Source organism: Leptotrichia trevisanii DSM 22070 (genome assembly GCF_000482505.1).
In the GTDB taxonomy this organism is placed as follows: Bacteria; Fusobacteriota; Fusobacteriia; order Fusobacteriales; family Leptotrichiaceae; genus Leptotrichia; species Leptotrichia trevisanii.
Window position 1 is genome coordinate 1 of the sequence record NZ_AXVL01000019.1, and the last position, 23,770, is coordinate 23,770.

A 23,770-nucleotide genomic window follows, 5' to 3' on the forward strand; every position below is an offset into this window, starting at 1 on the left:
GGCAGGCTTAAAGAGGCAATTGATGCTTTCAGGAAAAACATTGCCGTGTCAAGATATTCATTTTATCAAAGGCAGATGTACAGGACTTTCGGGATGAATCCTTTTTACTGTCCAGCATGCAAGGTTAAAATGATTGTATGGGAATTTTATCATTACAGATATCCGCCCCTCAAAAAATACTATTAATATTTTATTAATCCAACTAGGTTGGATATTTTGTCGTAGACATTTGTATATTTATTTGACAAAAGAAAAGGAAAAGAGGCTGATGCCTCTTTTAAAATTATCAAATATATCAGTAAATACCTAAAAAATATGAATTTAATTTCCTTATAAACAAAAAAAGACTGAACATTTTGTCCAGTCCCATATATCCTATTTTTGTTCCACATCTTTATCTTTTTTAGCAAGTTCCGAAAATGCTGTAACCATTCCAGCCAGATTTTGCAGCTCACTTGGAATAATAATTTTTGTTGATTTTCCGTCTGCCACTTTTTCAAATGTTTCCATTCCTTTTAATGACAATACCTCTTTTGTTGGTGCAGCTTCATTTAATAATTTTAATGCTTCCGCTTGTGCTTTTTGAATTGATAAAATTGCTTCCGCACGTCCTTCCGCTTCTTTTATCTGTTGTTCCTTTTTGGCTTCTGCTCTTAAAATTGCAGCCTGTTTTTCTCCTTCCGCAACCAAGATTGCTGCTTCTCTTTTTGCCTGTGCTTCCAGAATGTTTGCCCTTTTTTCACGTTCCGCCTTCATTTCCTTTTCCATTGCTACACGAATATCGGCTGGTGGCAAGATGCTTTTCAATTCCACACGGTTTACTTTTATTCCCCAAGGATCTGTAGCATCATCCAGTTCCTGACGCATTTTTGTGTTGATAATATCTCTCGAAGTCAATGTCTGATCGACTGTCATATCTCCAATAATATTTCTCAAAGTTGTTGCTGTCAAATTTTCAATTGCTGAAAGTGGACGTTCTACTCCATAAGTGTACAGCTTTGGATCAGTTATTTGAAAATAAACAACTGTATCAATTTGCATTGTGGCGTTATCCTTTGTAATAACAGGCTGAGGAGGAAAATCCACAACTTGTTCCTTTAACGACACACTTCTTGCAACTCTGTCAAAAAATGGATTCAGAAAACTAAGCCCTGAACTTAGGGATCTGTCATATTTCCCCAATTTTTCAATAATAAGTACACGTGATTCTGGCACAATCTTTACTGATTTAAAAATGTAAATTAATGCAATTACAATAAGAACAACTATAAACGGCAAAGTCCAAACCATAATAATATTACCTCCTATTTTTTTTATATTATTTTCTTTCTAAAATTATTTTGTTACCTTTAAAGCCTTTAATTTTAACTATTTCCCCATTTGACAATATTTCCTCACTTACACCTGTCCAAATGGAACCTTTAAATTTTACTTCATATTCCTTTTCAGTCTTTTTAGTATCCACTACTTTTTCAATTTTTACATCAGTCCCTTTCATGCTTGCATCAAAATTTGTCTTTCTTTGTAATTCAATGTATCTTCTCAAGACTGGACGTGTAAAAATTAGGAAAATTATCGTAAGTACAGCAAATATTAAAAACTGTATTAGCGAATCTTCTATAAAATTTGCAAGAAACATTACAATTAAAGCTGAAAGTGCAAACCAGATTGTTACAAGTCCTGGAATAATTATTTCCAGAATTGCTGCTGTTCCTGACAAAATTGCCCAAAATAATGCTCCCATTTCACTATCTCCTTTTTTATTTTATAAATACTTTAATTACAAAATCTTAAAGTCCTGAAAAACCTACACCAACATTAATTGAATTTGTCCCTTTTCCACCTGTACTGCTACAAGCTGTAATAGTAAATATAATCATAACTGAAATAATTAACTTTTTCATTTCATCTCACCTCTTTTTCAAAGTTTTCCTATTTAAGCGACTTGGAATTTAAAAATACACTCCAACTCCACCATGCAGTCCGCCAGGCCCAACACCTACATTGGCTGATAAACACGAACTTAAAGCCAAAGCTAGCAAAACTAATATCAGCAGCTTTTTCATATTTCCTCCATTTTAAATTTATTTTACTTAATATATTTTACAACATAATTTTAATTTTGCAAGTTTTTTTATTCATTAAACTTGTTTGATAACCTAAATTTCAATATTATCTATACAAATTCATTGACTCCTTAAATTTGGCAATTTTATTTTCAAGCTCCTCCTTTATTCTTCTTTCTTTTTCCACAGCTTCAGGTTTCGCCTTGTTTACAAAATTTTCATTAGATAATTTTTTTAACACCTTATCCAGCTCAACTTGAGTTTTTTCAATGCTTTTTTCCAGTTTTTCAATTTCCTTATCCAAATCAATTAAATCAGCAAGCGGTATATAAATTTCAGTTGTATCAACTAATCTGAATCCTACAAGTTTCGGAATTTCCACATTAAATTCATATTTTTCAACATTTGCCAGTCTATCTAATATTTTGGCATTATTTTGTAAAATATTCCTTGCATTTTCATCAGCTGTCTTGAAAATAACTTCAATTTTCTTAGATGGCGACACATTTGCTTCTCCACGAATATTTCTAATTGCCGAAACAATTTCCTTCAGATAGTCAAATTCCTTTTCAGCTTCAATATTTACAAACTCTTTTTCCTCTTTTGGAAAGTCTGATAACATAATTGTTTCTTCGCCAGTCTGCAATTTTTGCCAAATTTCCTCAGTAATAAATGGCATAAACGGATGTAGCATTTTCAGCCCTTTGTCAAGAACGTGTCTTAACACCCATTGTGCCATAACTTTATCACTGCCTTCCTGTCCATAAACACGTGTTTTGGCAATTTCCACATACCAGTCACAGAAATCTCCACGGAAAAATTCGTATGCCAATTTTGCAGCAGCGTCCAATTCGTATTTTTCCATATTTTCATTAATTAATTTTGAAGCAGTCTGTAATTTGGATAAAATCCATTTATCTTCAAGTTTAAATTCCGAATTATTCACAGTTGTTGAAACATCGAAATCTTCCAAATTTGACAATACAAATCTTGACGCATTCCAAACTTTATTTGCAAAAGCTGAACCCATTTCAAGCAATTTTTCTGAAAAATGGATGTCCTGCCCTTGTGAAGTATTGTATAAAAAGCTGAATCTTATTGCATCTGCACCGTATTTTGCTATTAAGTCAAGTGGATCAGGTGAATTTCCTAGAGATTTACTCATCTTTCTACCTTTTTCATCTCTTATAATTCCGTGCAAATAAACATAATTAAATGGAATTTCATCTTTTATATAAAGGCTCATCATTACCATTCTTGCAACCCAGAAGAATAATATGTCCGCCCCTGTAACAAGTGCATCTGTCGGAAAAAATTTTTTCAAGTCCTCAGTTTCATTTGGCCAGCCCAATGTTGAAAATGGCCATAATGCTGATGAAAACCAAGTATCAAGCACATCAGTTTCTTCTGTCAAGTTCACATCTTTTCCAAATTTTTCACGTGCCTGAATTTTTGCCTCTTCCAGACTTTTTGCCACAAAAACTGTTCCGTCTTCTGCATAATAGGCAGGTATTCTATGTCCCCACCAGATTTGACGTGAAATTGTCCAGTCCCTTATGTTTTCCAACCAGTTGTAATAAACTTTTTCCCATCTTTTTGGTGTAATTTGAATTTTTCCATTTTTTACAACTTCCAGCGCTCTTTTTGCAAGCGGCTCCATTTTTACAAACCACTGTGTCGAAACTCTTGGCTCAATAACTGAATTACATCTGTAGCAATGCCCCACAGCATTTTTATGATCTTTTACTCCAACTAGCAGTCCCTGCTCTTCCAAATCGGCAAGTATAGCCTTTCTAGCAGCAAATCTTTCTAGCCCTTGATATTTCCCACCATTTTCATTTACATGCGCATCTTCTGTAAAAATATTTAAAAATGCAAGTCCAGTTCTTTTTGCCACTTCAAAGTCGTTAGGATCGTGTGACGGAGTCATCTTAACTACTCCAGTCCCAAATTCCATATCCACATATTCATCTGCCACAATTGGAATTTCCCTGTTCATAAGCGGCAAAATGACAGTTTTCCCAATTAAGTGCTTGTATCTTTCATCATTTGGATTCACTGCAACTCCTGTATCTCCGAGCATTGTTTCAGGACGAGTTGTTGCAATTATCAATTCTTCGTCACTATCCTTGATTGGGTATCTAATTTCCCAGATTTTTCCATTTTTATCCTCATGATTTACCTCGTCATCAGCAAGCGCTGTTTTGTCATGCGGACACCAGTTTACAATGTATTCCCCACGATAAATGAGCCCGTCATTGTAAAGCTTGATGAACACTTCCTTTACAGCTTCTGAAAGCCCTTCATCCATAGTAAATCTTTCTCTTGACCAGTCTAGCGAGACTCCCAGTTTTCTAAGCTGCTTTGTAATCAGCCCGCCGTGTTTTTCCTTCCACTCCCAAGTTCTTCTCAAAAACTCATCATATCCTATTTCTTCCTTGGAAGTCCCTTCATCAGCCAGCATTCTCTCAACCTTATTTTGCGTAGCAATTCCAGCATGATCCATCCCTGGAATCCAAAGCGTATCAAACCCGCTCATTCTTTTATATCTAATAATCGCATCCTGTATTGAGTTGTTAAGCATATGACCCATATGCAGAATTCCCGTAACATTTGGTGGCGGAATCGCAATTGAATATCCTGGCTTTTCTGCATTGTGCTGTGCATTAAAATATCCTTTTTCTTCCCATATTTTATACCATTTATCTTCTATCTCGTTTGGTGAATAAACTTTGTTCAGTTCATTTGGCATTATTTTTTCCTCCTGTTTTAATTATATATATTTTTTATTTAATTTTTTTCATTTCATAAATCATATTGTATATTTTATCACAAAGCTGACTTTTTTTCTACTTTTATAAAAAAATTAACAAAAAAAGCTCACTAAAATGACTAACCATCACTCAAATGAACTTTTTATAACAAATCTTTAAAATTAAATTGTTTAAAATGCTGTAATTGTTGCAAGCAATCCAAAAATTACTCCCGGCAAGTTTGCTGCTGACAAGGGATAGTCCTTTTTTTCTTTTAAAAGTCCGTAACTTGTCCATATTGTACAGTTAATCGTCGCTGCCAGCGGCTGCAGGAAAAATGTTTTATTCCCATGCAAGTTTCCCATTATTTGTGGAACATAAGACACGTACATTATTACAGAAAGTAATGTTCCAAGCCATCCTAAAATTTTTAAATTTTTTTCACTCATTTTGCTCTCTCCCTTCTTTGTAAGTTCAATTAACTTGTATGATTTAGTAGTATATCACAAAATTTTAGAAAGTCAATATTTAAAATAAAATTTTTTTACCTTATACTAAACCCCATTTAAATAACGAATTTATTACAAATTTTTCTAATAAAGGATATAAACCTAATATTTTCAAGTAATTTAAGATATAATTTTTATTTTTTAAACAGAGTTTAGTATAATTAATCCGTCGGAGCATTTTTCTGTGCTGGCAAAACTGTTTGAGCATAGCGAGTCTTTTGTCAGTGCAGAAAAATGTCGTAGACTAGCCATAGGTTGTAGGATTTGTGGCAATGAGCAATCCTACGAATATAAAAAATAAAAAAGTTGAATGATTATGAATTAGCTATTGAACAATTCTATTATAAAAATTTATTCTCATTTTTAAACGGGGTTTAGTATAAAAAAGACTACTTTACAATAGACCTGTTCAACAACCTAAGTTTTTTTATTTTCACAAGGGGTCAAGATCCCTTGCTTCAGAAGATTGGTTTTATCAAATTCTAAATGCATATAGTTTTCTAACAAGTCTAATAAGAAAAAAGCCAGTATTTCTACCAGCTTCCTCCACCTCCCCCGCCGGAACCTCCGCCAGAGAAACCGCCCCCACTAAAGAAGCCGCCTCCGCCTGAGCCACTCTTGGATGAACTAAATTTTTCACTCATTATTTGCGATTTTCCACTGCTGTAACTTCTTGAAAATGCGTTCGTAAAACTGTAGTTGTTATAGGCGTGCATATGAGTGTGGCTATTTATATAAGATTCATTTATGTCGAAGTTGTATAATTTTATTGTTTTTTTCATTAATTTTATCGCCTCATTTTTTACTCCAAGTGCTACTGCAAAAGGCAAAATTCCATTAAAATATTCGATTAATTCCTTTACATTGTCAAATTTTCTTATCTGATTCTCTTCCGCTGTTTTTATATACATTTTCATACCTTTCAGGTATTCTTTTTTTCTCAGCCCTTCATTTGTATATTTTCCAATTAATTTTGCATAAATAATAAATAATGCTACAAAATATGTTACAAAAACAAAAATTTCAATTCCCTGATAAAAAGCCATCCCTAAAACCGCTATAATTATTACTCCCATTAACAGTTTTTTACTAACAGTTATCCAAATTCTATGAAAAAATGATCCTAACACTATAAACACATACAATATTATAAAAGGATTGAAAATCTCAAAATTTGTCTGTGAAAATATAAAAATCATAAAAATAGGAATTACAAAATAAAATGGAACTAAAAAACTGCCATTGTTTTTATAAATTAGTCTATGATATTTTCCCTTCAAAATTTTAATAATGCTATTTCCAGTATTATAAAGCTGTTTTTCATTATCAAAAATATTATTCTTTTTTGAAGAAAGAGCATCAAATAGCATTCTTTCCTCTTCCGACAGTTCTGTTTTCTGTGTATACACTGTCTTAGATTCCTTGTTATATTTAATTTCACCATTAATTTTTTTGGCTACTATAAAACCTTTTGACAGTAATGTAAATATTCCTGCATTTAATATTTCCGCTATGTCCCTTTCACCATTTATATATGCTGCAAACATCGGAGAAATGTCTTTCGGCAAATTAAATTCTGGAATTATAGATTTTCCTTGCGGATCCCTTCCAAAAAGATTCCACGTTATGATTGAATAAATTGTAAGAAATAATAACAAAAATGGCAAAATTATTACTGCAGGATTGGAAAGATATACAATTTGCAGCTTATCTGCCAAAGTCGGACTTATCTTATCTGTTTTTAAATTTAGCATAAATGTAAGTCCATTATTAGCCTCCAATTCTCTAGTTCCAATATTTATTTCCCCGTTATTTTCTGAAACGCCATAATTTTCGTCTTTTTCTCCATAACTTCCAGTATAAACTTCCAATTTTTCAATTTCATTTTTTTTGATTTCCTGTCCATCAGGAAACCTTATAGTAACGTTTGCCTCTTCAATCGGAACATTCCAGAACTGTCCAATTGCATTGTAGTAAATCTGATAAATTCCATCCTTTTCAAACACAGCATTATAAATATCGTAATTCAGCTCATATCTGCTCCCAATCCTGTCCAAATTTACAAGCTTTGTTTTGGAACCTATTCTGTACCTTATCCCTTCATAGAAATGATTTTTCGTATACTCTTCGTCCTCTCCATCTCTTTTTATCCAATTCATTTTGATAAAAGACTTATGAACATCAAATCCAAACCTTTTTGAACGCAAAGGAATATCTCTATAAATTCCGTGCTTAGGCTCTTCGCCAAACTGGTAATCAATCACTTCATTTACTGTCAAAGTCCCATTTTTATTAATTTGCACTGTAACTTCATAATTTCTTATTTTTTCACTATGCAATATTACTGCAGCAAGCCTGCTTGAATTAAATAAAAACATCACCATGAATATAAATAATATTGAAAATTTTTTATTTTGAAATATCATATCTTATCTATCCTTATTTTTTAGTTATTCTCAAACTCTTTCAATAACAAACTTTAAAAATTATATATATATTTAAAATTTATTTAAAAATCAGAAAAAACCAATATCCCTACCAGCTTCCTCCACCTCCCCCGCCGGAACCTCCACCAGAGAAGCCACCACCACTTGAGAATCCGCCTCCGCCAAAACCGCTTCCGCTTGAATTTCTGGAATTTTCTCTCAAAGTGCTGAATCTTTCTTCTGTTATTTTATTATATGCATTTTCGTATCCTCTTGAAACCATGTTTGACAAAAAGAAATTATTGTATGTATTAAAATGCACTCCTCTATTTATGTAAGAATATGTACTTTCATCAAAATCATAAAGTTTTATTGTATTCTTCATAAGTTTTACTGCTTCATTTTTTACTCCAAGAGCTACCGCATAAGGCAATATCCCTTTAAAATAGGCTACCAGCTCATCTACATCGTTAAATTTCATAATCTGATTAGCTTCAGCAGTCTTTATGTACATTTTCATGCCATCCAAGTATTCTTTTTTTCTCATTCCATCAACAGTATATTTTCCAATTATTTTTGAATAAACAGTATACATTGCCATAATTATTCCAATTACAATGAAATTTAAAACTCCATATATTACTGAAATAAACAATATTGTTATCCATTTAATAACTTTCAAAAATGTACTGTTATTCCCGTAAATATTCTTTATAATTGAAAAAATCATATTTAAAAGTATACCAAAGAAACTAGCAATCATAATTAACGAAACTACTCCAAAATCGCTATCAGATACTCTTGTCGTTCCACTGCTTGCTGTTGATGAAACCATAAAAACTACAATTATACCGATAATAAATGCGATATTAAAAATGCTGTTATCCCTGTAAACTTTCTTTTTATACTCTTTTTCAAATAATCCCAATATTTTATTTGAGGCATCGTAAAGGCTTCTTTCTCTTTTGAATATATACCCAGTATCAGAAAGAGCGTTAAAAACAATCTTTTCCTCTTCTGCTAGTTCAAGCTTGCTCCTTTTACTGTTAGACAATGTATATTTTACATTTTTTCCATTACCTTCCTCATCATCAGCTTCAACATAACTTTTAGAAAGCAATGAAAGCACTCCGATTGTTAATATTTCTTTTGGTCCTCTTTCTCCATTGATGTAAGCCGCATACATGGCAGAAATATCCTTTGGTATGTTAAATTCAGGAACAATTGCCTTTTTACCCACATCTCTTCCAAATATATACCACGTTATAAATCCATAAATTGCCAGAAGTATTATTACAAGAGGCCCTACAGCAATTAAAGGATAAGCATAATAAAGTGTTTGTAACTTATCCCAAAATGTTGGGCTTATATTATCCGTCTTTAAATTCAGACGAAAACTTAATCCATTATATGCCTCTAAAACCTTATTTGTTTTAATTTCAACAGTTCCATTATTCAAATTTGTAATATAATCTTTCCCACTTTGTCCATATTCACCTGTAAAAATATCTAATTGCCTAATTTCATTTTTTAAAACAGGTTCTCCATTCCCAAATTTTATATTTACCGTAGCTTTTTCAATAGGAACTTGCCAAAATTGACCAATCGCATTAAAGTAAACCTGATAAATTCCATTTTTTTCAAATACTGCATTATAAATCACATAATTAAATTCGTATCTATTTATGCCATTTTCCACAAACCTGTCTGCAGAACCAACTCTATATCTAATCCCTTCATCAAAAAGTTTTGTAGAGTATTCTTCAGAAAAACCATTTCTCTTTATCGAATTCATTTTTATATAAGATTTGTAAATATCCACACCATTTTTCTTTGAACGTACTGGAATATCCCTATAAATCCCATGTTTTGCCGCACCGTCAAATTCATAGTCAATCACTTCATTTACAGTCAGTGTCCCATTTCTATTAATTTGCACTGTAACTTCATAATTTCTTATTTTTTCACTATGCAATATTACTGCATCAAGCCTGCTTGAATTAAATAAAAACATCACCATAAATATAAATAATATTGAAAATTTTTTATTTTGAAATATCATATCTTATCTATCCTTATTTTTTAGTTATTCTAAAACTTTTTCAGTATCAAACTTTAAAAATTATACAAATTTAAAATTTATGTAAAAATCATAAAAAGCCAATATCCCTACCAGCTTTCTCCACCTCCTCCCCCGGAACCACCACCGGAGAAGCCACCATCACTTGAGAATCCGCCTTCACTTGCACCCATTTCTTCTCTTACTTTATCATACTCTCTTGAAATTGTATTTAACAGGAATTTGCTATCATACGAATCATAGTAAACTCTTCTGTTTATTTCCTCCTGTATATTTTCATCAAAATTATATAGGTTTATCGTATTTTTTAACAATTTTATCGCTTTATTCTTGACTCCGAGAGCAACTGCATAAGGTAAAATCCCTTTGAAATATTCCACAAGTTCATCTACATCATTAAATTTCATAATCTGATTTGCTTCGGCAGTTTTTATATACATTTTCATTCCATCAAGATGCTCTTCCTGTCTTAGACTTTTCTCCATGTATTTTTTCATAAGTTTAGAATAAATTATATACATTGCCGGAATGATTCCTATAATAACACCTATTATCCCTGTTTTTATTAGCAGAAGTATTGCTATCCCTCCTTTTAAAATGGCAAGAAATATTTTTCTTTCTGAAAACAGGTTCTCTATAAAAATATAAATAACTGCTGCAATACCACACGAAATAAGAAAATTAAATGCTACAAAAGCTATATCATCAAATAATCCATTTGCCCGGGAATTTGTTCCTCTGTTAATCATTCCTACAGTAATAACTAAAACCATTCCCAAAATAAAAGGATATGAGAATTTATCATTAGTTTCATATGCCCTCGACTTATATTTACTTTCAAGCATACTCATTATATTTTGTGAAGCTTCATAAAGATTCTTTTCATCTTCAAATCCACTCTTTCTATCTTTTTGATAACTGAAATAACTTTTATCTTTTTTAAATATATTCTCTTCATCATCTGAAAGTGCATTAAGAAGAGTCGCCTCTTCAGTTGAAAGTTCAGGATTTCCTTCAGTATTTGCTACGAGCCTGTATTTTACATTCTTTCCGTTTCCTTCTTTGTCCTCCGCTGTTACATAGCCTTTTGAAAGAAGTGACAGCATTCCTATCGTCAGGATTTCTTTAGGATTTTTCACACCTTTGATATATCCGGCATACATGGCAGAAATATTCTTCGGTATATTAAATTCAGGAACAATCGCTTTTCTTAAAGAAACCGGTCTAAACAGTAACCATGTTACAAATCCATATATGAAGAGCACTAAAATTACTACAGAGCCTACTGCAACAAGAGGGACTGCATAGTAAAGAACTTTCAGTTTATCAAGCCATGTAGGATTTATTTTATCTGTCTTTAAATTCAGACGGAAAGTCATTCCGTTAAGCGGTTCCAGAACTTCATTAGTTTTTATTTTTATAATCCCGCTTTTCTGAACTATAGTATAATTTTCTCCAGTTTCTCCATATTTCCCTGTAAATACTTTCAGCTGCTGAATTTCATTTTCTTCTATAGGTTGATTATTTTCAAAACTTATAATAACGTCTCCACTTTCAATGGGAACTTTCCAGAACTGTCCTATCGGATTGAAATATACCTGATAAATTCCGTCCTTTTCAAATACCGCATTATACATTGTATAATTAAACTCATATTTGCTTACACCTGAATCCACATATTTATCTTCAGAACCTATCTTATAAGCTATTTCTCCAGAAGATTTTTTAGTTTTATATTTTTCAGGTTCACCATTTCTTTTTACAGAATTCATCTTTACATGGGATTTATAAATATCTATTCCGCTTTTTTTTGAGCGCAGGGGAATCCTTCTAATAATCCCACGCCTATCAAGTTTATCACCAAAATCGTAATCTATTATTTCATTTATTGTCAATGTTCCATTTTTATTAATCTGTATTGAGACATCATATTTTTTTATTGCCTCAGCGATTAACAAACTGACATTCAGAAAAAATAACGTGAAAAATACAAAAAATTTAGAAAAAATACTCTTCCATTCTCGGTTGCTAAAACTTTTCATAGTAATTTCCTTCCAATATCTCGTTTGTAAATATCTCATTCCCAAACGATTTCATAAATTTATCATTTTTATAAATAAATATATTAAGCATATTTTCAATATGTTCCTTTTTAATCTTGACGTTTCTATAGATTTTTCCACCATCTCTACAACATGCTTCTGTACTTCCAAAGCCTACGAAAATGGTAAAATTTTTTTAAAATACAAAATCATCTCTTCTATATTCTCAAATTTTCTAGTTTCACCACTTTTTATGTATTTCTTTAATCCTTCTAGATTTCTTTTAACTTCAATTCCTCTATCTGTATATTTTCCAATATTCTTAAAATAAAATACAAGTAGAATTGTCGTCAAAGTTACAAGCACACCCGTTATTCCAAAAGCAAATAACATAAGTCCTACCCAAAAATATATAATTCCACAGAACGCTCCTATTAAAAGAGAAATCATAAGTTTTATCAGCACTGGAAATGCTTTAGTTTTTAAAATTAAAAAAAGTATATTTGACAAAAGTATTACCCAGAAAAATATTGGAAAAAGAACAACTAATGACACAATCGCTTTCATTCCTTCAAAAATAAAAAGTAAAATTCCAAACAAAAATATTATAATTATGTAAAGTATTTTAAACTTCCAATTTGAATTATAAAGCCTTTTATCCCATCTTTCCTTTTTTATAGACTTTATTCCAATTAAATACAAGAAAGTGTAGTTTCCTCTTCCATCAAATTTTTCCTTCAAAACTCCAAGAATTTTAAAAAATTGCTCCATAATAGGCTTTTTATGCCCAAGAATACTGTCCTTATCATATTCAATTAAAAATTCCAGAACCATTCTCTCCTCTTCCGAAAGTTCCCACTGCCTGCACCCATAATCATTGACTTTTTGCATATTAAACCCATATTTCTTCTTGGTTATCTGTCTATAATATTTTTCAATGTCAATAATTTCAACAGTTTTTTTATCTTTTTTTATTTCGTATTCATCTTCTGTCATTTTTGAATTTTTCTTAACTTTATTATATTTTTTCAAGTCAACATAATCTTCAATTATTACAAATCCTTTGCTTATCAACTCCAGCAATCCAATATATACCAAATAATTTGATGTTTCTTTCTGAGAACTATTTATATAAGCAGCCATCATTGCCGAAATTTCTTTAGGTGGCTCTGACACCGAAGTAATTTCATCGACAGAATCCTTCCCAAATTTTTCCACGTAATATAGCTATAAATCGCCAATGTTATTAGCATTATCAATAAAATTATTATTTGAGTCAAACTTATTTCCATAAAGTTATTTCCTTTACGATAATTTTACTAAAATTTTTTAAAACTTAACTTCTGGAACCTTTTCTGCTCCTTCTACAGCATTAAAGAACTCAGCTTTTTTAAATCCTAAAAATCCACCTATTATATTATTTGGAAAAGTTTCCACAAAAGTATTTCTATCTCTTGTTGTGCCATTATAATATTTTCTTGAACTTTGAATTTCTGTTTCTATTTGAGTCAGTTGTGACTGTAATCTCAAAAAATTTTCATTTGCCTTCAAGTCTGGATAATTTTCTTGTAGCATCATTATTGATCTTAATGTTTTTGTCAGCTCATTTTCAAGTTTTTGAATTTTTTCAATATTATCAATATCTTTTGTATCAATTGACATCATTTGACTTCTCAATTTTACCACATTTTCCAGCGTTTCCTTTTCATGTGTTGCATACCCTTTAACTGTATTCACAAGATTAGGTATCAAATCCAGCCTTTTTTGCAAATAAACACCTATTCCGCTCCAACCTTCCTCATTCAAATTCTTCAATTTGATATATTTATTGTAAATCCCCATTGCCATCAGAATCAAAATTACCAAAATTCCTATAAAAACAAATACAATATTCATAATTCATTCTCCTCTTCTATTTTTTATTTTTAGCTATTTTCTTTACCATAAATCCAATTAATATTACCACAACGCTTCCTATAAAAATATTATAATAAACCGTATAATCTTTTGGCTTTGAAACACTTTTAGCATTTATTTTTTCCAATTTTCCTACCAAAACTTCATCCCGTTCCTTTATTGAATCGACAAATTCTGCAATATCGTATTCAGGCTTATTCAAGTTCTCATCTCCAAAGGTTATTTTATAATCTTCCCCTTCTGTAGCCCTAAACACAATTCTGTCTGGAACATAGTTTCCTGTTACTCCATTTATTTTGAGCGGTGAATTATCTCCATTTTGTATTTCAACGATTATTTCAGACAATTTTGGAACAGTTTCTAAATTTATCATCAAATTTGACTTTTCTCCAACTTTAGAAATTACCCCTTCCGCATAAAAATTATCTCCGCTTCTCACAGCATAATTTCTCTGAAACTCATCATTTACATCTAGAACAATATTTTTTAACGGCAAAAACTTGCTCTTGATTTTCAAAATTGTACTTTTCCCTTCCTGCTCAACTTTATAATCCAATTTTGTTTCTACGGTTTTAAGTTTTCCAGCCTCACTACTTGACAATTTCAAAATTGCTTCACTAAAGATATTCCCTTTATCTAACGGCGTTACAACTTTATAAAATTCATATCTTTTTTCCGAAAATTCTATTGTCAAGTTTGACTTATCAGGTGTTTTATAAATTTCTCCCGAAGCTATCTGTTCCCAATCTGTACCGTTATTACTTCCAAGCAAAGTATATTCGCTGTAAAAATTTTTGGAAGAAATCAGCGCAAGCCTGTTTCCAATTATATCCTTTAACGAACTATCAGAATTAAATTTTACAATAAATTCCATTTTATCCTTTTTCGTCAATACTTCATCTATTTTTGCCCTTGCCACAATTTTTTCACTGTGCTTTTCCTGCTCTTTTCCAGTTTCGATAACATAAGGAACTTCCTTCCCATTTTTATCAATTATCCGTATATCTCCAAGATTATTTTTACTGTTCTCATAAATATCCTCTGTTAAAAAAAATTGCTTGTATGCCGACTTTCCTGTTATTTTTATAGTTTTAAAATACTGGCTGGAAAAAAGTTGAACAATTGTCAATAAAAATAAAAACAATATTATTTTATTTATTTTCTTCATTTTTCTCACCTTTTCCAAAATCCTTGTCACTCAAGCTCTCTTTCACTTCCTGCTCCAATGTCTTCAAAGCCGTCTGATAAATATAGGAAGTTCCAATCAAAATAGCCCCCATACTAAAGTAAGCAATCAACTTATAGGAATTATCAAATCGTAAGAAATCCCAAAGGAAACTTTTCGCCACAAAAAATATTCCTATTCCAAGCCCAATTCTTCTAACATTCCTATTTGGCACTCTAAATCCTTTCCAGACTAAATATCCGCACAATAACAGTCCAACTATATCCAAAGCCAATCCAGCTCCTAAAATTAATACACCTGAATATTCATATATCCGTAAAATAATATTTGCTACACAAAGGAAATATATTGATTCTCCGAGTATCCACAATGGTTTTTTCTCATTTTTTTTGAAAAAGCATAAATGAATATCATTTTTAGCAACCATAAATAAATATATATTTATTAAAATTGGTAAAAAGAACGGAAATATATAACTTATTGGTATTCTTTCTTTTAATATATCTGAACTCCAACCAAAAAAATACAGGATAAGATTAATCATATTTATGAATAACAAATAAATTATTTCAATTATTATCAAGAATTTCAAACTAAAACTGTCTTGTAATTTTTTCACTTTATATGTTACTGTTCTTAAAACAAAAAGCGAAACTAATAAACTCAAAAATATATCTTCACCATAATTTATCACTTTAAATGAAGTAACAGCATTAATAACAACTTTATTTATAAAAAATATTGAATAAACAAAAATCAGATATTTAAATATTCCATTTAAAATTCTAACTTCCGTCTTGTAGCTTTTTTGTTTTATCAGGAAATAAAGCACAAATGAAAAAGATATTATCATCAAATCCTGAATATACACAAGCAAGTATTTTTCTTCCCGCACAATTAAATTACTCACTAGTGAAACTAGATAAATCGCAATTGTCCCATATCGCATTTCTTTGTTTTTATATTTTCTATAAAAGAAATACAATAGTGCAGTTTCAGCACCCCATGCAATCACAACAAATTTTTCTGGTACAATTAACGGGATAATTAGGATAAAACTTCCTAATGCCACGATATAAAATATTTTTGCAACTTTATTGTCCTTGAGCCTGTCGCCAAAAAATCCATAAATTACTCCAACTGTTCCAACTAATATTGCTTTTAGCCAACTTGGCGTTGTATTGTCAAACAGGCTGTAAATCAATAAAAATTTTATAATTAGATTTAAACTTAGAAATATATAGTCGATTATGTTGCTTTGACGATTTTCTTTTTTGTGTGAATTTAGGAAAATGAAACTGTATGCTGTTGTAAAAATTACGATGTAGAAAAATGCCGTAATCTTGTCGTGAATACTGTAATTTAAATAATAAACTAACCCCGTCATATTCACTACACCCGTAACAAATCCAAAAATCTTGCTGTATATCCAGTCTTTTTTCCAAGAAACTCCAAGCACAATTCCCTGCAAAATCAAAGAATATGCCAAAACATAATAAATTTGGACATTGCTCCTATTCACCCAAATATAAGCTCCGTAAGGTAAATATCCACCAATTAGTGACAATACTCCAATTATCTGGCTATCATATCGCAATGAAAGAATCACAACCAGCCCTGTCAGTGTTACCGATATAAAAAGTCCTGCTGTCATTGGATAAAGTTTGAGATAAAGCGTGGAAAGAAGTGTAGTCAAATAAAGAATCCCAATTCCACCACCAATCAGCCCAACTGCAAAATGCTTTTTATTTTTCTGATAAAATTTTTCTCCAGCAAAAAGAAAAAACATCCCAAGCAAATACGAAGCCGAACTTTTCACATAATTATTTGCCAAAATTTTTGCAAACTGTGTCCGAAATACCAAAAAAACTCCCAAAAAGATTGATATTATCCCTAAAAAGTTAAAACCCTTCAAACCAATAAGTTTTTCAAATATAAATCTTTTTTTCTCCCTTTCAAAAAGAAATTCCCCTTCCTTCAAAGCCGTTTCTTCCTTTATCTTATTATGAAACACCGAAGATTCCTCTTGAAGAAATACCTTATTTTCAAAAGTTTTCCTATTACTTTTCTTTAAAAAATCACCAATTTTTTCATTAATTTTTTTTAATTCTTCTCTTAAAGAATCAGCTTCATCCGAAAATTCATTAGCAAGATTTCTTTCCAGCATTTTGACTTTTCTCTTCATTTTCTCTGCATAATTAGAAAGCCTTCTAGTCACTCCACTTTCCAATTCCACATTCATTTTCTCCGCCAAAATATTCTGAAACTTATCAATCTCACTATTTCTTCTAACCTTTTTCGCTTCCTTCAATTCCTCAATAAGCACCGCATTACTATTTTTAAGCCTTCCAATTTCCTCTTCCCTAACTTTCATCTTTTCATGAAATGCCTTCAAATCCTTCGCCAGTCTTTCATTCTCTTCCAAAAGTTCCTTTTCCCTGCTTATTCCAGCCTCATTTTTTATATTTGCAATTATTGATTCTATCTCCGAATTTATTCTCCCAATTTCCTTATACTTATTCTCAAGATTCTCTAATTCTTTTAGTTTGTCAATCATTGTAAAACCACCTCAAAACTCACAAATTTTTTATAAATATATTTCTAATTTGCAAAATAATTTATAATTTTATACTATTCCCTATTTAAATAGTGAATATTTAATAAATTTTCAACTATTATAAGAATATTGGTTTAAATCTTTTGTTAGAAAAGTCCGTAACAAATTCTTATTTAAATAGGATTTAATATAAATCGAATTTAGTATTAACTGTAATTTTTATCAAATTTAACTGCTACTTCTTTTCCAAAAAATACTATCCCAATTTTCAATACATTCTCAACTCCAGAATTTTTTAATATAGAAGCATATTCTTTCTCTTCAATCTGCTGTAATGCAATATCACACTCATTCTCTAATTTTTCAAAAATTTTATCTTCACTCAAATTTTCCATTACATTTACAACCTTCAATTCCAAAATAATACCTTCTTTTCTCTTTTCCAGATTTTTAGGCTTCAAAAGTAAATCATATCTGCCTTTCCCAGCAAAATTATTTGAAGTTATCTCGTATTCATTTTTCAAAATCAAAATTATTCCAAGTATTAAGCCATGATAGAACTGCTCTTTATAAACTCCGCTTACATCAAATATTCCCACGTTTTCCAATAAAACTTCTTTTAAATATTTCTCAAAATCACTTATATTTCCTTCTCTCAAAGCATTTGACATATACAAAAATTTCTCATAATCTTCAAAATAAATTTCTATAAACATTTCTGAGAACATTTTCAATATTTCTTCATTCGGTATTTTTAAATAGCACATTCCATCATCTTCGATTTTCTTTCCCAGTGTTAAATATCCGCTGTGAAAAAATAAATTCCATATGTTTTTACTGTAATTTGACTCAAGATTTGAAAAAGTCATATTTTCATTTATTCGTTTATAAATTTCTTCTCTATTCAAAAGTTTTGAAAAATCATCAAAAATCTCATTTTTCAGTTTTTTTAAATATAATTTTATCAATTCATTTCCACTCGTATTTACCCAGTACGGCTTTAATTTTTCATCATTCAGAAAATTAATAATCGACCACGGATTATAAACTTTTATATCTCCAAACAAATATCCATTGTACCACTTCTGAACATCTTGCAATTCAAACTCCAAATTAAAATCTTTAAGAGCCTTTTCAACTTCACTTTCCGTAATCCCAAAATATTCTGTAAATCTATTGTCTAAAATTGTATGAACTCTTAGATTATTCAATCCAGAAAATATATTTTCCTTTGCAACTCTCAAAATCCCAGTCATAATTCCCATTTCCAGATAATTATTATCCTTTAGGACAACTCCATAAAATGTTTTAAAAAAGCTAATTGCTTCTTGGTAATAACCTTTCACGTATGAATCAATTATCGGCTGATCATACTCATCTATCAGCACCACAACTTTTTTTCCATAATATTCATATAGATATTTTGTTAAATCCAGCAAGGATAATTTCCATGTTGCTTCAGTTGCTCTGTTAAATAAAATCGAATCATATTTTTCTTTTTTTCTCGCACTTAAATTTTCCTTTACAAATTCAAATTCATCATATAAATCCGAAATTGTATTTTTTATCATCTCAAACCCATTTTCCCAGCTACTTTCATCATAATTCCTGAATGAAATCGAAATAACTGGAGCTGTCCCCTGCTTTTCAAAATACTCATTTTTAGAAATTTTTAAATTCTCAAACAGCTTTTTATTTTTATCTTTATTTTCTATATCAAAAAAATATTTTATCATCGACATATTAAGTGTTTTTCCAAATCTTCTCGGACGTGTAAACAGCTTAACTTCGCCAGGTTCTCCTATAATGCTTTTTATCAATTCTGTTTTATCAAAATAATAGTAATCCCCTTCAATCACTTTTTTAAAATCTGATATTCCTATTGGCAGTTTTTTCTTCATTTAACATTCCTCCCTTTTTACCTGGTCAATACCAAACTAGACTATTTATAAATAAACAGCAAAATTTCCCTAAGCAGTTTACAAGCTAGTGCCGTAGATTGCCCAGACTGATCATACACAGGAGATAATTCATTCATATCAAGCCCAACAATATTTAACTGCGAAATTTTTTCTATTGCCTTATGTAGTTCCACAAAAGTAACTCCTCCAGCTTCAGGCGTTCCAGTTCCTGGAAATTCCGATGGATCAAGTACATCTAGATCCAATGTAAAATACACAGGTTTTCCTTTTAATTTTTCTACAACTTCATCAAGTCCATCAAAATTAAATTTTGTTGTATGAAGATGTTTCTTTGCAAATTTCCATTCATCTCTTTCTCCACTTCTTATTCCAAACTGAAAGATTCTGTCATCTCCAACAATGTCCCAACATCTTCTAATTACAGAAGCATGTGAATAATACTGCCCTAAATACTCATCTCTCAAGTCTGTATGTGCGTCAAACTGGATAATGTGCAAATCTGGATATTTCTCGGCAACCGCTTTCACAGCCCCCAGTGTAACAGAATGCTCTCCACCAATCATAAACGGAATTTTCCCATCTTTTAAAATTCTTGCTGTTTCATCCTGAATATCCTGTAGTGTACTTTCTGAATTTCCAAACGAAAGCTCCAAATCTCCGCCATCAAAAACCTTAATATCCTCCAAATCCTTATCCTGATAAGGGCTATAAGTTTCTATCCCAAAACTCTCATTTCTCATAACCGCCGAAGCAAATCTAGTCCCCGGCCTAAATGAAGTTGTACTGTCAAATGGTGCTCCAAAAATAGCTATTTTACTCTCATTATACTCATTGTCGCATCCTATAAATGTATGTATATTTTTATTTTTCATAAATTAATTCTCCTTATTGTTTTTTATTCTAGTTATTTATCAAGTCTTTTACATAATTTGGCAATGCAAACGCCCCTTTATGCAATTCTGTATTATAATATCTCGTTTCTATCCCAAACTGATTCCATTCATCAGCCTTCAAATCCTCCACAGGATTATATTTTTTTGAAGCAAATCCGAACAACCAGTGTCCTGATGGATATGTCGGTATATGTAGCTGATAAACTGTTGCAAATGGGAAAACGGCCCTTAACTGTTTGTTTGCTCTTGCCGTTGCTTTAGCATCTGCCTCATAATATGGGCTTTCGTGCTGATTTACAAGAATTCCATCTTCTTTTAATGCGTTAAAGCAATTTCCATAAAATTCCCTTGTGAATAAATCTTCTCCAGGCCCGAATGGATCTGTCGAATCCACAATTACAATATCATATTTATTTGTCTTGGAACGTACAAATTTCAATCCATCCTCATAATAAATATGAACCCTTTCGTCATCCAGTTTATTCGCTGTCCTAGGCAAATATTCACGGCAAAGATCAACAACCATCTTGTCAATTTCCACCATATCAATTCTCTCAATATGTCCATACTTTACAAGCTCACGGACAGTACCGCCATCTCCAGCACCAATCACCAATATTTTCTTAGCCTTCGGATTTACAGCCATAGGAACGTGAGTTATCATTTCATGGTAAATAAACTCATCCTTTTCTGTCAGCATCATAAATCCATCCAATGTCAAAAACCGCCCAAACTCTGGCGACTCAAAAATATCAATTCTCTGAAAATCACTTTTCGTACTAACCAGCTGTTTATCAACTTTTATAGAAAAACGAACATTTTTCGTATGCTCTTCTGTATACCATAATTCCATCTGCTATACTCCTTTCGATTTGTATTATCTATTTTTTATAAAAATCTTACAATAAAAAATATCTAGTATTTTATTTCAATGTTTTTTTCTTTGAAGCTTTTTTTATAAATTCCTCAAATTTTTTATTGTTTATAATTTTATTCTATTTTCTTACAATCATTAAACGTTTCTCAAATAATTTTCCTTAACCTTAACCCTGTTCAGCCATCCAGTCAGAAAATCATTCTGAGTTACATTATTTTTAGCAAGAGACTTGTAATATTCACGCTGTAAATTATGATAAACAGTCAAAAATTTAGAAGAATTAACTTCATTTAAGTATTTCAATGTCATAGGCCCAACTGCTCCATCTACACTAATTACATTTTTCCCATAAACCTTATTCACAGCTTCCTGAGCCTTTTTAATCCCATATCTTCCAGCATTTACTGAAAAATCAAATATGCTGAGTGCCATTTTATCATTTTTCACTTTGTCCAGTTTTCTTGCCTTATAATACTTTTCCTCATAAATTTTCTGTGCCATCGCTTTTGTCAAATCTCTCATATTCCCTTTATATCCACATTCTCTTGCCCGCTCTTTCGTAATTCCGTACTTTGTTTCCCCGCCTCTATCATTTTCATCATTAGAGTAACTGCCTTCAACTAGTAAAATATAATTAAAAAATTTCAAAAATCTGCTGTCAGCCATTTTTATTTCCTTCTTTCATTTATTTTAAGTGGATTCCGCAGACAATGTCTGCATTTTTATTTCAAAAATTTCACTCCAAAACAACATTTATCTTCTCAACATGCATATCCTCAGTTCCTGTTAATAGACATCCTTTTTCCTTTGCATATTCAATATAACTTATAATTTCCTCTGTAATTCGCTCTCCTGGTGCCAAAATCGGTATCCCTGGCGGATAAGCCATAACAAATTCCCCGCTTATTTTACCAGCACTATCTTTTATAGGAAGCATTTCTTTTTCTGAATAAAAGGCTTTTTGCGGCGGAAGCACAACATCAGGATTTATATATTCGTGATCAAACATTCCCGTTGAATCTTTTGAGTAAAGTCTTTTAATTTCAGCAAGTGAAGAAATTAGCCGCTCTATTTCCAAACCTCTGTCCCCCGCCGAAATTATCGCCAAAATATTCCCCAAATCTCCAAATTCAATTTGAATTTCATAATCATCCCGCAAAATATCATAAACTTCAATTCCAGCAAGCCCAATATCCTTTGTATACACAGATAACTTTGTCGTATCAAAGTCATAAACTGAATCCCCGTCAATCAGTTCCTTCCCATACGCATAATATCCACCTAGTTTATTAATTTCATTTCTGGCATATTCTGCAAATTTAACTGTTTTTTCAAAAAGTTCCCTTCCATTTATTGCCAAATTTTTTCTTGCCACATCAAGTGAAGTCATAAGCAAGTACGATGCACTCGTAGTTTGAGTCAAGTTTATAACTTGCCGAACATAATCAGCATTTATCCGCTCTCCACTTAGTAGAATCGAACTTTGCGTAAGAGAACCGCCTGTTTTGTGCATACTGATTGCCGCCATATCCGCTCCAGCTTCCATCGCTGAAATTGGTAAATTTTCATCAAAGTAAAAATGTGCCCCATGTGCCTCATCAACTAACACAAGCATATTATTTTCATGTGCCAATTTTACAATAGATTTCAAATCCGAACAAATCCCATAATAAGTGGGATTATTCACTAGTATTGCTTTTGCGTCAGGATTTTCATGAATTGCTTTTTTTACATCATTAATTGACATCCCAAGAGATATTCCCAGTTTCTTGTTAAGCCCAGGATTAATATAAACTGGAATTGCCCCGCAGATTACCATCGCATTAATAGCACTTCTATGCACATTTCTTGGAATAATGATTTTATCCCCAGCCTTACAAGTCGCCATAATCATAGCCTGCACAGCCCCAGTCGTTCCACTTACCATAAAATAAGCCTCTTTTGCCCCAAAAGCCTCCGCCGCTATATCCTGTGCCTCTTTAATAACCGAAGTTGGATGACATAAATTATCAAGCGGTTTCATCGAATTAACATCCATCTGCATCGCATCCAGCCCAATAAAATCTCGAAACTCCTTATTTCCACGCCCTCCTTTATGCCCTGGTACATCAAATCTCACAACCCTGTTAGAAAGATGATTTTTTAACGCATCAAAAAGAACTGTCTTATTCTGTCTATCTTTATCAATATTTTTCCCCATTTCTTCAACTCCTTTCATATTTTTTAATTTATTTATAATTTTAAATTCCAAAATTTTTTATTAAACATTTAGACAAGTTACATTTACATTTTGATTAGTAACTATTTTTTTATAATTTATATATTTTTTCTTTTTATTAAAGCAAAGGGGAACAATCGCCATCCCCTTTGCAATCCCCGCTCGTCTAAGCATTTTTTGAAAACAAAAATTAAACTTGCTTCGCTCAAACAGTAATTTTTATTTCCAAAAAATCACGACATTTCTGATTCAATTATAATAATTATTTTACTTATTATTTTCATGAATATAATAAAAAATTTTTTATAAATTTCCGAGATTTTA

Annotated in this window: 16 protein-coding genes; all 16 read right to left on the bottom strand. The window is 31.3% G+C overall.

The window, feature by feature from the left end; translation table 11 throughout:
• Positions 1-375 precede the first annotated feature (375 nt).
• The 16 genes from K324_RS0105400 to K324_RS0105490 all read right to left on the bottom strand — a co-directional run bounded on the left by K324_RS0105400 (position 376) and on the right by K324_RS0105490 (position 23,428).
• Positions 376-1,290 (bottom strand): SPFH domain-containing protein, encoded by a 915-nt coding sequence (locus K324_RS0105400; protein WP_026748254.1) that lies wholly within the window; start codon positions 1,288-1,290, stop codon positions 376-378.
• A 28-nt stretch (positions 1,291-1,318) separates the two neighbouring features.
• Positions 1,319-1,744 carry an NfeD family protein gene (locus K324_RS0105405; RefSeq protein ID WP_026748255.1) on the bottom strand — a complete coding sequence of 142 codons (426 nt, stop codon included), beginning with the start codon at positions 1,742-1,744 and terminating at the stop codon, positions 1,319-1,321.
• A gap of 428 nt (positions 1,745-2,172) precedes the next feature.
• Positions 2,173-4,818 (bottom strand): valine--tRNA ligase, encoded by a 2,646-nt coding sequence (locus tag K324_RS0105420; protein ID WP_026748256.1) that lies wholly within the window; start codon positions 4,816-4,818, stop codon positions 2,173-2,175.
• A 192-nt stretch (positions 4,819-5,010) separates the two neighbouring features.
• On the bottom strand, positions 5,011-5,268 hold the full coding sequence (locus K324_RS0105425) for a SemiSWEET family transporter (protein ID WP_026748257.1): 258 nt from the start codon (positions 5,266-5,268) through the stop codon (positions 5,011-5,013).
• A 593-nt stretch (positions 5,269-5,861) separates the two neighbouring features.
• Positions 5,862-7,754: a DUF2207 domain-containing protein gene (locus tag K324_RS0105430; RefSeq protein WP_026748258.1), complete on the bottom strand. Its 1,893-nt coding sequence runs from the start codon at positions 7,752-7,754 to the stop codon at positions 5,862-5,864.
• A 109-nt stretch (positions 7,755-7,863) separates the two neighbouring features.
• Positions 7,864-9,816, bottom strand: a complete 1,953-nt coding sequence (locus tag K324_RS0105435) for a DUF2207 domain-containing protein (protein WP_026748259.1) — start codon at positions 9,814-9,816, stop codon at positions 7,864-7,866.
• A 107-nt stretch (positions 9,817-9,923) separates the two neighbouring features.
• Positions 9,924-11,876: a DUF2207 domain-containing protein gene (locus tag K324_RS0105440; protein WP_026748260.1), complete on the bottom strand. Its 1,953-nt coding sequence runs from the start codon at positions 11,874-11,876 to the stop codon at positions 9,924-9,926.
• A 174-nt stretch (positions 11,877-12,050) separates the two neighbouring features.
• Positions 12,051-13,094 carry a DUF2207 domain-containing protein gene (locus K324_RS0105450; RefSeq protein ID WP_026748261.1) on the bottom strand — a complete coding sequence of 348 codons (1,044 nt, stop codon included), beginning with the start codon at positions 13,092-13,094 and terminating at the stop codon, positions 12,051-12,053.
• A gap of 111 nt (positions 13,095-13,205) precedes the next feature.
• Positions 13,206-13,772 carry a LemA family protein gene (locus tag K324_RS0105455; protein WP_026748262.1) on the bottom strand — a complete coding sequence of 189 codons (567 nt, stop codon included), beginning with the start codon at positions 13,770-13,772 and terminating at the stop codon, positions 13,206-13,208.
• Between the two features lie 16 nt (positions 13,773-13,788).
• Positions 13,789-14,961: a hypothetical protein gene (locus K324_RS0105460; RefSeq protein ID WP_026748263.1), complete on the bottom strand. Its 1,173-nt coding sequence runs from the start codon at positions 14,959-14,961 to the stop codon at positions 13,789-13,791.
• Positions 14,945-17,536, bottom strand: coding sequence for a DUF2339 domain-containing protein (locus tag K324_RS0105465; RefSeq protein ID WP_026748264.1), 2,592 nt, complete (start codon positions 17,534-17,536; stop codon positions 14,945-14,947). Before K324_RS0105465 ends, K324_RS0105460 begins: the two co-directional genes overlap by 17 nt.
• A gap of 206 nt (positions 17,537-17,742) precedes the next feature.
• Positions 17,743-19,437, bottom strand: coding sequence for an AAA family ATPase (locus K324_RS0105470; protein WP_026748265.1), 1,695 nt, complete (start codon positions 19,435-19,437; stop codon positions 17,743-17,745).
• Positions 19,438-19,478: 41 nt separating this feature from the next.
• Positions 19,479-20,330, bottom strand: a complete 852-nt coding sequence (gene speB, locus K324_RS0105475) for an agmatinase (RefSeq protein ID WP_026748266.1) — start codon at positions 20,328-20,330, stop codon at positions 19,479-19,481.
• A 28-nt stretch (positions 20,331-20,358) separates the two neighbouring features.
• Entirely contained in the window at positions 20,359-21,204 is an 846-nt protein-coding gene (speE, locus tag K324_RS0105480) for a polyamine aminopropyltransferase (protein WP_026748267.1), read from the bottom strand.
• 159 nt (positions 21,205-21,363) lie between these two features.
• A complete protein-coding gene (locus K324_RS0105485) occupies positions 21,364-21,894 on the bottom strand; it encodes a glycoside hydrolase family 108 protein (protein WP_026748268.1) in 531 nt (176 codons plus the stop codon).
• A 70-nt stretch (positions 21,895-21,964) separates the two neighbouring features.
• The gene (locus K324_RS0105490; RefSeq protein ID WP_026748269.1) at positions 21,965-23,428 is read right to left on the bottom strand and encodes an aminotransferase class I/II-fold pyridoxal phosphate-dependent enzyme; all 1,464 of its coding nucleotides are present in this window, start codon (positions 23,426-23,428) and stop codon (positions 21,965-21,967) included.
• Between the last annotated feature and the right edge of the window lie 342 nt (positions 23,429-23,770).